The sequence below is a fragment of the Streptomyces griseus subsp. griseus genome, assembly GCF_000720255.1.
In the GTDB taxonomy this organism is placed as follows: Bacteria; Actinomycetota; Actinomycetes; order Streptomycetales; family Streptomycetaceae; genus Streptomyces; species Streptomyces griseus_I.
Genome location: NZ_JOJE01000001.1, coordinates 695,985 through 708,327, shown reverse-complemented (window position 1 = coordinate 708,327; position 12,343 = coordinate 695,985). Strand labels below are relative to the sequence as shown.

The 12,343-nt window shown below is 72.3% G+C and carries 11 protein-coding genes; 4 read left to right on the top strand and 7 right to left on the bottom strand.

Translation table 11 applies throughout. The annotated features are described in order from the left end of the window. Positions 1 to 46 precede the first annotated feature (46 nt). Positions 47 to 277, top strand: coding sequence for a DUF2277 domain-containing protein (locus IG99_RS03250; protein ID WP_037669402.1), 231 nt, complete (start codon positions 47 to 49; stop codon positions 275 to 277). 37 nt (positions 278 to 314) lie between these two features. Here the strand turns inward: IG99_RS03250 and IG99_RS03245 are convergent, their stop codons facing one another. From IG99_RS03245 to IG99_RS03225, 5 genes are all read right to left on the bottom strand, one after another. Continuing rightward, entirely contained in the window at positions 315 to 920 is a 606-nt protein-coding gene (locus tag IG99_RS03245; RefSeq protein ID WP_037669400.1) for a DedA family protein, read from the bottom strand. Between the two features lie 219 nt (positions 921 to 1,139). Then, positions 1,140 to 1,595 (bottom strand): DoxX family protein, encoded by a 456-nt coding sequence (locus tag IG99_RS03240; protein ID WP_037669399.1) that lies wholly within the window; start codon positions 1,593 to 1,595, stop codon positions 1,140 to 1,142. Between the two features lie 97 nt (positions 1,596 to 1,692). After that, positions 1,693 to 3,615 carry an FAD/NAD(P)-binding protein gene (locus tag IG99_RS03235; RefSeq protein ID WP_051864864.1) on the bottom strand — a complete coding sequence of 641 codons (1,923 nt, stop codon included), beginning with the start codon at positions 3,613 to 3,615 and terminating at the stop codon, positions 1,693 to 1,695. Between the two features lie 118 nt (positions 3,616 to 3,733). Further along, positions 3,734 to 5,368 carry an alkaline phosphatase D family protein gene (locus IG99_RS03230; RefSeq protein ID WP_037669397.1) on the bottom strand — a complete coding sequence of 545 codons (1,635 nt, stop codon included), beginning with the start codon at positions 5,366 to 5,368 and terminating at the stop codon, positions 3,734 to 3,736. Between the two features lie 83 nt (positions 5,369 to 5,451). Further along, a complete protein-coding gene (locus IG99_RS03225; RefSeq protein ID WP_037669396.1) occupies positions 5,452 to 6,096 on the bottom strand; it encodes an HNH endonuclease family protein in 645 nt (214 codons plus the stop codon). Between the two features lie 390 nt (positions 6,097 to 6,486). Here IG99_RS03225 and IG99_RS03220 point away from each other — a divergent pair, with 390 nt between their 5' ends. Both IG99_RS03220 and IG99_RS03215 read left to right on the top strand, forming a co-directional pair. Then, positions 6,487 to 7,065 (top strand): TMEM165/GDT1 family protein, encoded by a 579-nt coding sequence (locus IG99_RS03220; RefSeq protein ID WP_037669394.1) that lies wholly within the window; start codon positions 6,487 to 6,489, stop codon positions 7,063 to 7,065. 200 nt (positions 7,066 to 7,265) lie between these two features. Continuing rightward, positions 7,266 to 7,943, top strand: a complete 678-nt coding sequence (locus IG99_RS03215) for an HAD-IA family hydrolase (protein WP_037669670.1) — start codon at positions 7,266 to 7,268, stop codon at positions 7,941 to 7,943. A gap of 85 nt (positions 7,944 to 8,028) precedes the next feature. Here IG99_RS03215 and IG99_RS03210 read toward each other — a convergent pair whose 3' ends face one another. Continuing rightward, complete coding sequence (locus IG99_RS03210; protein ID WP_037669392.1) at positions 8,029 to 9,048, bottom strand: peptidoglycan-binding domain-containing protein; 1,020 nt, start codon at positions 9,046 to 9,048, stop codon at positions 8,029 to 8,031. A 161-nt stretch (positions 9,049 to 9,209) separates the two neighbouring features. Between IG99_RS03210 and IG99_RS03205 the strand changes: the two genes are divergently transcribed. Next, positions 9,210 to 11,279, top strand: a complete 2,070-nt coding sequence (locus IG99_RS03205; RefSeq protein ID WP_051864890.1) for an MDR family MFS transporter — start codon at positions 9,210 to 9,212, stop codon at positions 11,277 to 11,279. 493 nt (positions 11,280 to 11,772) lie between these two features. Here IG99_RS03205 and IG99_RS03200 read toward each other — a convergent pair whose 3' ends face one another. Further along, entirely contained in the window at positions 11,773 to 12,321 is a 549-nt protein-coding gene (locus IG99_RS03200; RefSeq protein WP_037669391.1) for a GNAT family N-acetyltransferase, read from the bottom strand. Positions 12,322 to 12,343: the final 22 nt, after the last annotated feature.

Below are 12,343 nucleotides of genomic sequence, written 5' to 3'. Positions count from 1 at the left end.
CGCACTCCTGTGTGAGGGTGGGGCCGGGTTCGGCGACACTGGGGGCATGTGCCGCAGCATCAAGACACTCCGTCCGCCCGCCCTGCCCGAGGAGGCGACCCAGGACGAGATCCGGGCCGCCGCCCTGCAGTACGTGCGCAAGGTCTCCGGGTTCCGGGCGCCCGCCGCGCACAACCAGGAGGTGTTCGAACGCGCCGTCGACGTCATCGCCGAGGCGACGGCGGAACTGCTCGACGGACTGGAGATCCGGGGCCAGGCCGCGCGACAGGCGGGCTGAACGGCCCGAGGCTCGTGGGTCCGCCGCCTGTGCGGGCCTACGCGGGCTGCCTGCGCACCACGTACGTCGCCCCCGCGCCCGCCCCGAACAGCGCCAGCAGGGACACGCCCGTCGCCAGCCACGTCGTACCGAGCCACTGGGCGCCGAAGTAGCCGAGGGCGACGCTGTACGTGGCCCAGGACAGGCCGGCCAGGGCGGACCAGGGCAGGAACTCACTGGCGCGGCGTCGGCCGGCGCCGGCGACGAGGGAGACGACCGAGCGGCCGGCCGGCGCGAAGCGGGCCAGCACGACCAGGGCGCCACCGCCCTGGGCGAGGGCGGTGCCGAGACGTTCCTGCGCCGTCGTCAGCCGTCTGGACCGGGCGATCGCCCGGTCCAGACGGGCGCCGCCGCGCCGGGCGAGCCGGTAGGCGACCAGGTCGCCGACGACGGAGGCGGTGGCCGCGCAGAGCGTGAGCAGCAGGATGTCGGAGGATGCGTGGGCCACCTGCCCCGTCGCCGAACCCGCGGCCACCGCGGTCGCCGCCGCGATCACCAGGACACCGCTCGGCAGGACCGGCAGGAAGACGTCGAGCAGCACCGAGAGGGCCACCATCGCGTAGATCCATGGGCTGCCGGTCAGCGACCCGATGCTCTCCAGCACTGCTCTCTCCCCGTGTGTCTCCCCCGTGCGGCCAGACCGTGCCGCGATGTCGCGGGGGAGCGGCAGGAGCGGCCAATGACAGCCATACAGCGTACGCGGGGGGCGTGACAGCGTATTCACCGGGGGCTCGTGCGTTCGGCACAGCTCGTTCACCAGCGCCATGCGAAGGCGCCCGCCCCGGCGGTGCGGGGAGGGCGCCTTCGTGTACGCGCGGACGGATCAGGCCGTCACCGGCGAGCGTTCGGCTGCCGGCTTGTGCTCCTCGGACGTACGCCCGGAGAAGAACTGGTCCAGGCCGAGGGCGCCGGAGCCGGTGAAGACCAGCAGCAGGAAGGCCCAGCAGAACATCGCCGAGGCCTCGCCGCCGTTCTCCATCGGCCACAGAGCGCCCGGCTGGTGGACCTTGAAGTACGCGTACGCCATCGAGCCCGAGGCGAGTAACGCGGCGGCGCGGGTGCCGAGTCCGAGCAGGGCGAGGCTGCCGCAGACGAGCTGGATCACGGCCGCGTACCAGCCGGGCCAGGTGCCGGCCTCGATCGTGCCGCCGTTGGAGCCGGAGACTCCGCCCAGGACTCCGAAGAGCGAGGCGGCTCCGTGGCAGGCGAAGAGCAGGCCGACGACGATGCGGAAGAGGCCGATGGCGTACGGCTGGACCCTGTTGAGGCGAGCGGACATGTGGGGACACTCCTTCGGTTTCGGTTTCTGACCGGTCGGGGACTGGACCGGTCGGTGGGGGTTGCGGTACCGAACGAGGAACCCAGGTTAGGTGGGCCTAATTGGTGGTTGCAAGTTCAACTTCTGGCCATGATTTGGCTTCCTTCTGGTGTTCCGTTTGTGTTAGGCCCGCACGTAGAGCGGCTCTCGCCACCGCATCGGCGTCCGAAAGTGTGACCGAATCCACCCCTGGCCGAGCGCCCGCCGCGGTCACCCAGTGCACGCCCTCCGTGGGCACCCCGAAGGCGAACCTCCCTGCGTGGGGCCGATTCTGACGGTCTATCAGATGATACGGGCGTTCTGTCACGTCGACTCCTCCCGTCTCGTAACCGTCGACCGTGTGCGGGCGGCACTGCCCGCTCCGCAGCAGCCGGGCGAGAAGCTCGTCGGCGGTGCGGCGCAGGTCCGGCTCCGGCAGCCGGGCCTCTATGAGGGTCTTCACACGTACCTCGGAGCCCCGCACCACGGGCGAGCGCGCCACCCAGGCCCCCTCCGCCTCCCGCACCTCCAGGCCGGGCCCGAGCACCTCCACCACACCCGCCTCCACCAGCGCGACCAACTCCTCGATCCGCCGCCGGGGCGGGCCGATCGACAGGAAGGCGTTCAGCGGGGTGTACCAACGGTCCAGGTGCTCGCGCCGCGACGCACCGGTGAGGCCACCGTGATCGACGACCAGCCGCAACTCGTTGCGCAGATCGCGCAGGACGTCCAGGGCCGCCTTCAACGGGCCGCGCACATTCCCGAGCGCCGCCTGCGCCGCGTCCGCACGCAAGTGAGCCAGCAGCCACTCCCGCCACCGCGCGAAATCCGCGAACTCCAGCTCCCCGTACGGCCGCGACACCCGCTCCCAGCACCAGCGATCGGCGTCCCCGACCCCGAACTCGGCCAGGACGCGGGCCTCCTCGGTGCCGCCGTGCGGGACGGCGATGAAACGCTCCGAGAACTCCGGCCGTCCGGTCAGGGCCGCGTAGTACACCGTCTCCACCTCCTTCGCCACCAACGGCCATATCTCCGCGAGGAAGTCCGGCGCCTCCCCGGAGTCCGCGCGCTTGCGGAAGCCCGCGATCACCTCCGGGGTGAGGACCAGCGGAGCGTGCCGGCCGTACGGCCCCTTCGCGTTGTCGCCGCGCGCCTGGTACGGGATGCCGCGCCGCGAACCGGCGTACAGACGCGGCTCGCGGCCGGACGGCAGATAGCGCGCACGTCCCGCACCGTCACGGACGAAACGGCCGCCGCGGCCGGCCGTCAACAGGGCGACGTGGTCGAAGAAGTTGAGCCCCAGGCCGCGCAACAGCACCGGTTCGCCCGAAGCGAGCGCGGAGAGGTCGAGGTCGGCCGGGTTGGCGGGCGGTACGTGCCGCAGGCCCTGCCGCTCGGCGAAGGCGGCCGGCCGCAGTTCGGCCGCGTCCGCGACCACCGGCAGGTGCCCCTGGGTGAGCACCACGGCCGACAGATCAGTGAGCGTGCGCCCGTCGTCGAGCGTCAGGACCTGCCGGCCGTCCGGGGCGTCCTCGAGCCGCACCGCCCGCGCCGCGTGCGTCCGCACCCGCACCGCGGACGGCGCCTCGCGCACCACCCGCGCGAACACCCACTCCAGGTACCGGCCGTAGTCGGCGCGGGTCGGATAGTCGTCCGGGCCCAGCTCGCCCGCCGCCCACTCATGCAGGCTCGGCCCCGGACGGATCGGGCCCGAACAGTCCACGCTGTCGTCGGTGAACAGGGTCACCTGACAGGCCACCGTGTTCATCAGCAACTCCCGCGACTGCGTGGTGCGCCACACCCGGCCCGGGCCCGGCGGCGACGGATCGACCACATGGACCGTCAGCCGCGTACCTGGCGGCAGGAGCTCAGGCACAGAGGCGCACAGGCGCTCCAGGACACTGGTGCCGCGCGGACCGGCCCCGACCAGGGCGACGGAGACCGCCACCGTTTCCGCGTTCGCTGCAGACAAAGGGGAATCTCCCGGGCGGGTGGGGCGCATCGGAGGGGATCACCGCCCATGAGGAAGCGGACGGTCCGCCTCATCATGCCCCTGGGTGTCACCGAAGCCAACGCACGCCCCTTGCGCCCCAGTTGCCGCTCATGTCACCACATGTGCCTCATTCGGAGGTGAGCGTGGACTCCTCCACGGTCTCGAGAGTCCCGTCCGCCCGCGCCTGTTCCAGCCGCAGCCGCGCCGAACGCCCGCGCAGCGTCAGCGTCATGAGCTGGTTGCCGAACCAGGGCCCGCCCGTCTTCCGCCACCCCACCGGCGGCCGCTCACAACGCCCGTGGCGCGCGAAGAGACGCCCGAGGGCACGGGCCGGCGCGCTCCAGCCGAAGCGGAAGCTGAGCCGTATCGACAGCGGGATGGAGTTGTGGACGGGGGAACAGGTCAGCTGGAGCACCCGCGCCTCCAGCCCCCGCGCCGACCAGTTGGGCTCGGCCACGTACGCGTGGTGCACGTCCCCGGACAGCACGAGCACCGTCGCCGGCGCCTCGGAACCCGACCCGGCCTCCGCGATCATCCGCGCCAGTGAGGCGAAGGATGCCGGGAACGCCGCCCAGTGCTCCAGGTCCGCCGCCCGGCGCAGCCACTCACCCCGGCGCGCCCAGCGCGGGCCCCGCACCCCCCGGGCCAGCGCCGCGCTCCACGCCTCCGTGTCGTGCACGAGCTGCGGGAGCAGCCAGGGCAGGGAGGTGCCGATGAGGAGGTGGTCGTAACTGCCCGGATCCTCCAGGGCCTGCGCGCGCACCCAGTCCGCCTCGCCCGGGTCCAGCATCGACCGGCTGTCCTCCTCCAGGACCCGCGCCGCGCGCGAGTCCACCATCACCAGCCGCACCCGCCCGAAGTCGCGCCGGTAACTCCAGCGCGCGCTCGTGGCGTCCGCATCGGCCTCGGCGGCGAAGGCGCGCAGCGCGTCGGTGCCGTCGGGGCTCGCGCGTACGGCGGAGTACAGCGGGTCGGCGGCGAGCTGGGCCGGCGCGAGGTTGCCGATGTGCTGGTGCACCCAGTACGACATCAGCCCGCTCAGCAGCCGCTCGCGCCACCAGGAGGTGGCCCGCATGTCGGTGAGCCAGGAGGCGGAGGTGTTCCAGTCGTCGATCACGTCGTGGTCGTCGAAGATCATGCAGGTCGGCACGGTGGACAGCAGCCAGCGGACCTCGGGGTCGAGCCAGGACTCGTAGTAGAGCCGGGTGTACTCCTCGTAGTCCGCCATTCCCGTGCCCGGGGGCTCGTCGAGGTCGCGCCGGGCGGCCAGCCACCGCTGCGTGGCGTCGGAGGTCTCGTCGGCGTACACCTGGTCGCCCAGCAGGAGCAGCACGTCGGGCCGCTCGCCCTCCGGATCGGCGGCGATCCGGGTCGCCAGCGTGTCCAGGGCGTCGGGGCCGACCGGGTCGTGCCCGTCGGCGGGCGGCGCGGCCCAGCGACACGACCCGAACGTCACCCGGACGGCCTCGGAGTCACCGTCGGCCGGGGCGCTGATCACGGAGGGCGGGAAGGGGGAGCCGGGCAGCGGCCACACCCGCGCGCCGTCGAGCAGCACCTCGTACGGTGCCGACGTCCCCGGTGTGAGTCCGGTCACCGGGATCAGGGCGTAGTGATGGCCCGCGATCTGGAAGGTGTGGGCGGCGCCGTGGGCGCCGTCGGCACAGTGCACCTCGGCGGTGCACGGACGGCTCGTCTCGACCCAGACGGTCGCGGACGAGCCGTCGACGTACCTCAGCAGTGGTCCCAGGCGCAGTTCGGCCAAGGTGATCCCTCCTCCGTCGCCCCGTACGGTACGGAACGACGGAGGGGAACGGGGAGATCCCTGCGCTCAGCAGTTCTCGGCGATCAGCAGTTCGCGAGGTAGCTGGTGAGGGCGCTCTTCTCGGCGGAGTCCACGGAGAGGTCGTAGTAGTACTTCACCTGGACCCAGGCGCGGACGTAGGTGCAGCGGTAGGCCGTGCGCGACGGCATCCAGGTGGCCGGGTCCTGGTCGCCCTTGGCCTGGTTGACGTTGTCGGTGACGGCGAGGAGTTGCGGGCGGGTCAGGTCGTTGGCGAAGGCCTGCCGCTGCGCGGTGGTCCAGCCGCTCGCGCCGGAGTCCCAGGCCTCGGCGAGCGGGACGAGGTGGTCGATGTCGAGGTCGGAGGCGGCGGTCCAGGTGGCGCCGTCGTACGGCGAGTACCAGCTGCCGCTGGTGGCGGCGCAGGAGGAGTCGGTGACGACGCCCGAGCCGTCGCGCTTGAGGACGGTCTCGCGGGTGTTGCAGCTGCCGCTGATGGTGATCCACAGCGGGAAGAGGTCACGGTCGTACCCGGTGCGGTTCTCGGTCGCCACGGTGAGCTGGGAGAGGTAGCCGCGGGCGGTGGCGCCGCTGACCGGGGTGGGCAGGGCGGCGGAGGCGGTCGGGGAGTTGAACAGGGCGGCGGAGGCTATGAGGCCGGTGAGGGCGGAGAGTATGCTGAGGCGTCGACGCGCGTAGAACTTCGGCATGGCGAACTCCCTGGGGATGGGGCGGCGTTGGGGTGCGAGTGAGGGAATGCTCGCGGCGCCGTGTTGCGGTGGGGTGTGGTGCTGGTGAGAAGTTAGTGACGTGTGCATGACACGACAAGGGGTGCGGCCCGGGGAGTTCTCGCGGGCGTCGCGTACGATGGACGAAGTTGAAGGGGAGTAGCTCTTCGCCGGACCGTCGACATACTGCTCAGCTCGCCTGAGCCGGCGCCCGGAGGCGGACCTCGGTCACGGGGTCGGCCAGCGAGACCTTCGGCAAGCAGTGCACACCCGTGCCGTACGGCGCGGGTGCCGTGTGTGCTGCCGTGCCGAGGTGTCGTTTCGCGAAGGTTCAGCACTCTCGGTGGGGCAGCCCCGACCGATTGAGGACCCTTGATCAGCCTGACCGTGACGGCGCTCGTCTTCGGCGTCGTCTTCCTCGCCGAACTGCCCGACAAGACCGCCCTCGCCGGCCTCGTCCTGGGCACCCGCTACCGCGCCTCGTACGTGTTCGCCGGCGTAGCCGCGGCCTTCGCCCTGCACGTGGCCCTCGCCGTGGCGGCGGGCAGCGTGCTGACACTGCTGCCCCAGCAGATCGTCCAGGCGCTGACCGGCGTCCTCTTCCTCGGAGGCGCGGCCGTACTGCTGCTGAAGAAGGACGAGGGCGAGGAGGACGTCCGCAGCCCCGAGAACCAGTCCTTCTGGAAGGTCGCGGGCGCCGGTTTCATGCTCATCCTGGTCGCCGAGTTCGGTGACCTCACCCAGATCATGACGGCGAACCTCGCGGCCCGCTACGACGACCCGCTCTCCGTCGGCCTCGGCGCGGTCCTCGCGCTCTGGGCGGTGGCCGGCCTGGGGATCGTCGGCGGCAAGGCCCTGATGAGGCGGGTGCCGCTGCACCTGATCACGCGGGTGGCGGCAGGACTGATGGTGGCCCTCGGGGTCTGGAGCCTGTGGGAGGCGGTGTCCTGAGGGCACCCGCGGTTGAACGACGGATGAACGGTTGCGAGAGGTTGGCCCCGGGCCCTGGCGCATGCGCCCACACTTTTGTACCGTAGAGGAACAAAGTGGCTCCCGCCCGTTTTCCCTGACCGGCGGGCGGGGCGCTTTGTCTCCTTCCCCGCCCTCTCCCGGGCTCTTTCGCGCCGAGCCCGTCCTTGGAGCTGCTGCCCATGACGGCCACCGCCGCCCTCACCGCCCGCGCCCTCCTGCTCGACATGGACGGCACCCTCGTCAACTCCGACGCAGTGGTCGAACGCATCTGGCGGCGCTGGGCCGACCGGCACGGGCTGAACGGCGACGAGATCATGCGGGTCGTCCACGGCAGGCAGGGCCACGCGTCCATGGCCCTCCTGCTGCCCGACCGCCCGGCGGAACAGAACCACGCGGACAACGCGCGCATGCTCGCCGAGGAGACGGCGGACATGGACGGCGTGGTCGCCGTACCCGGCGCACAGCACTTCCTCTCCTGCCTCCAAGGAGTGGCCCACGCCCTGGTCACCTCGGCGGACGCCGCCCTCTCCACGGCCCGCATGGCCGCGGTGGGACTCCCGCTCCCCGAGGTCCGCGTCACCGCCGAATCCGTGGGCGCCAGCAAGCCCGACCCCGAGGGCTTCCTCAAGGCCGCGGCGGAACTGGGTGTCGCCCCCGAGGACTGCGTGGTCTTCGAGGACTCACAGGCCGGCATCGCGGCGGGCCGCGCCGCGGGGATGCGGGTGGTCGGCGTAGGCGACCGGGCCGCGAGCTACGACCCCGACGCGTGGGTACGCGATCTGAGGGACGTGCGCGTCGAGGTGCCGGCGGACGAGGGCGGGGTGCGTCTGTGGGTGAACGGTCGGACGACGGCGTGAGCGCAGGGCGCCCACCGGCGCCCAGGGGCGACATCGGGCAGGCCCCCACCGCCGCGGGGGCCTGGCGGCCGGCGTTGCCGAGCCCTCACGGCTCCTCGGTCTCCCCTTCCAGCGCGGCCCGGGTAGCCGTGCCGTACACGCCCAGCTCGTCGTCCTGGACGTCGCGGGACCACTGGTAGTTGCGCACGGCGTTCTCGACCTGGGTGTTGTACGTGCCGTCGATGTCGTCGTTGTAGAGGTGCAACTGGCGCAGACGCTGCTGGAGTTCGCTCACCTCGGGACCCCGGTCGCCCTGGCGCAGTACGACCGGTTCGGTTTTGCTCCGGCGGGCCGCGTCGTCGTCGGGCTGGAGGGAAGTCGGCGTGGCCGTCGGTGTGGGGGAGGGGCTCGGTTCGGTCGAGGGCGACGGGGAGGGAGGCGCGCTCGACGCCGACTCGGACGGGGTCGGGCTCGGTGAGGCGGTCGAGGGCGAGGCTGTGGGCGTCGGGGTGGGGGACGCGGGGCCGGGTGTCGTCGGAGCGGGGGGCGGCGCGGCGCTGGTGGACGGGGCCGGCACCGCCGCTCGTACGTCCTTCGATGCCGAGCCGTCCCGCGAGGGCGTCTCGTAGGAGAACAACCCGCTCGCGTACCCGGCCGCAGCCACGACCGCCACGACCCCCGCCGCGACCCCGAGCAGGACCGCACGTCGCCGCCGGGGTTCGCCCGGCTCGGCGCCCGAGTCGTGCGCGCCCTCGACAGCCGCGCCCTCGAACGGGCTCACGTCCGTCCCTCTCGGCGCGCCGGACGGAGCGGCCAGGGGGATGGGGAGCACCGCGGTGGCGTCCACCGGGCCGCCCCCTTCCGGAGCGACCGCGCGCAACGGCATCGTCGCGTCGGCGCCGGCCCTTTCCTCCCGGCCCGCGCCGACCCCCTCCCCGGCACCGCCCTCGATTTCCACGTACGGCCGAATCCGCAATGGATCGAAGTCCTCCGCCGCGGCCGCCTCCGCCGTCCGTGCCTCGCGCAGAGCGTCCGCTGCCCGTTGGGTACAGGCGCAGGACGGGGTGTTGGCCCGTGTCCGGAGCGCACCGCATTCCGGGCACTGATGGCCGTTCGGTTCGTCCACGTGTTCGGTCCCTCCCCATGCAAGCTCCAGAAATTATGCAGACCCTCCACACACGCGAACTCCCTCGCCCCCCGGAATGTCGCCTTCCAACAGGACTCAACGGGCCATAAATGGTCACACTGTTCAGGATGGAGGTGTCACGAGAGCCTCAGGAGGTCTCCATGGCCCTGGACGCGGACGCCCGGACGGGAGAGGCGGAGCGGCACGTGCCCGGCAACGTGCTCGTGTCGATCGGCGCCCTGCTCCTCGGGATGCTGCTCGCCGCCCTCGACCAGACCATCGTGTCGACCGCGCTGCCCACGATCGTCAGCGAACTCGGCGGTATGGAGCACCTGTCCTGGGTGGTCACGGCGTACATGCTGGCCTCGACGGCGGCGACCCCGCTGTGGGGCAAGCTCGGTGACCAGTACGGCCGGAAGCGGCTCTTCCAGATCGCGATCGTCATCTTCCTCATCGGCTCCGCGCTGTGCGGCGCGGCCCAGGACATGGCCCAGCTCATCGGCTTCCGGGCGCTGCAGGGACTTGGCGGCGGCGGGTTGATGGTGCTGTCGATGGCGATCGTCGGGGACATCGTCGCGCCCCGTGAACGCGGCCGCTACCAGGGGCTGTTCGGAGCCGTGTTCGGCGCGACGAGCGTGCTCGGCCCCCTGCTGGGCGGGCTGTTCACCCAGCATCTGAGCTGGCGCTGGGTGTTCTACGTCAACCTGCCGATCGGTGTGGTCGCCCTCGCCGTCATCGCGGCCGCGCTGCACATCCCGCGCCGGGCGACCCCGCACGTCATCGACTACCTCGGCACGTTGCTCATCGCGTCCGTGGCCACCTGCCTGGTCCTCGTCGCCTCCCTCGGCGGCACCACCTGGGACTGGGGATCCGTGCAGATCGTCGGACTCGCGGTCCTCGGCATCGTGCTGGCCGTCCTGTTCGTGTCGGTCGAGCGGCGGGCCGCCGAACCCGTCCTGCCCCTGAAGCTGTTCCGCATCCGCACCTTCACGCTGTCCGCCGTCATCAGCTTCATCGTGGGCTTCGCCATGTTCGGCGCGATGACCTACCTGCCGACGTTCCTCCAGGTCGTCCAGGGCGTCTCCCCGACCATGTCCGGCGTCCACATGCTGCCGATGGTGCTCGGCATGCTGCTGTCGTCCACCGGCTCCGGACAGGTCGTCAGCCGCACCGGCCGCTGGAAGGTGTTCCCGGTCGTGGGCACCGGCGTGACCGCGGTCGGCCTGCTGCTGCTCCACCGGCTCGACGAGGGCAGCTCCACCGCCGAGATGAGCGCCTTCTTCTTCGTCTTCGGCCTCGGTCTCGGCCTCGTCATGCAGGTCCTCGTCCTCATCGTCCAGAACGCCGTCTCCTACCAGGATCTGGGCGTCGCCACCTCCGGCGCGACCTTCTTCCGCTCCATCGGCGCGTCCTTCGGCGTGGCCATCTTCGGTACGGTCTTCGCGAGCCGCTTGAGTGACAAGCTCAGCGACGCCTTCCGGGGCGCAGAACTCCCACCCGGAGTCTCCTCGGACGCCCTGGAGGCCGACCCGCGCGGCATCTCCGCCCTGCCGCCCTCCCTGCGCCCGGAGGCGCTGCACGCGTACGCCTCGGCCATCACTGACGTCTTCCTGTACGCGGCTCCGGTCGCCCTCGTCGCCTTCGTCCTCGCCTGGTTCCTGAAGGAGGAACCGCTGCGGGGGTCGGTCACCGCTCCGGACGTGAGTGAGACGCTGGCCAGCAATCCCGTCGAGCGGTCGTCGTACGACGAGGTCTGCCGCGCGCTGTCCGCGCTCGGCACCCGGGAGGGCCGCCGTGAGGTGTACCGGAAGACCACCGCACGGGCCGGGTACGACCTGCTCCCGGCGTCCAGCTGGCTGCTGCTGCGGATCAAGCGGCACGGCAGGGTGGAGCCGGCCGAGCTCGCCGACCGCAGCCCCGTGCCGCTGGGTGTGATCATCGAGGGTGTCCGGCAGATCGAGGAGCGGCGACTCGCCGTACGCGCGGGCCCCGACCTCGTACTGACCGAGCAGGGACGCGAGGTCGCCGCCCGGCTGGCGACGGCCCGGGAGGAGTCCCTGGCCGAACTGCTCGGCGACTGGTGGGGCCCGGACCGCCCCACCGACCTCGTCCAACTGGTCAGGGAGCTGAACGAGGAACTGTGCGGCTCGGACAGCGAACAGCCCCACGACGACCGCAGGACGGCCCACCTGAACCAACCACCCGAACCGACGGCCCGGCGTCCGGCCTGAAGGGACGGTCCGGCGTCTGGCCTGAAGCGACGGTCCGGCGTCCGGCCTGAAGCGACGGTCCGGCGTCCGGCCTGAAGCGGATGCCCAGCGCCCTGCCTGCACTGACCGTCCCAAGTCGACCGCCCAGCGGCGCACCTGAACCGCCCTCCCTCGGCGGCCCGCCCGAACCGACCCGCCGACCCTGGCCGCCTGGCCGATGCCCGAGCCGCCCGAGCCGCCCACCCGGCCCCGGCTGCCCGGCCGATGCTCGACCCGCCCAGCGCCCTGCCTGCATTGACCGTCCCAAGTCGACCGCCCAGCGGCGCACCTGAACCGCCCCCCCTTGGCGGCCGGCCCGAACCGACCCGCCGACCCTGGCCGCCTGGCCGATGCCTGTTGGGCCGGAGCCGCCCGAGCCGCCCACCCGACGCCGGCTGCCCGGCCGATGCCCGAGCCGCCCGGGCCGACCCCCGACCCTGGCCCCGCCCCCGACACCCGGCCGATGCCGGCCCGCTCAGTCCGGCTGGACCGAGATCCTCCCGCTCGCCCCCGACGACCCCAGCCTCTTGCTGAACCAGTGCTCCGCGTACGGCTCGTCGTTGTGCGGCGCGGTTTCCGTGTAGCCGAGCCGGGTGTAGAGGGTGCGGGCCTCCACCAGATCGCCGCGGGTGTCCAGGACCATGCGCCCGGCGCCCAGTTCACGGGCCGCTTCCTCGGCGGCAGCGACCAGCAGTGCCGCCCCGCCCTTTCCGCGCATCCCGGGCAGCAGGAACACCCGCTTGAGTTCGGCGGTCGTCGCGTCCGCCTTCAACAGCCGTACGCCCGCGCTGCCGGCCGGCTCACCGTCGTGCCGCGCGACCAGCAGCCGTCCGCCCGGCGGGGCCAGGTCCTCGCCGGTCTGCGCGGCGATCTCGCGCCGCAGCTCGTCCGGGTCGGTCCTGCGTCCCTCGTGCAGCAGGTACCAGCGGTCGCTGACCTCGGTGTAGTACGCCCGCCAGAGCGCGGCGGCGACAGGGGAGTCGAAGGGTTCCGGGGTTACGGTCCAGGAGCTCATGCCGGTCATTCTCAGGAGCCGGCGGGCACCT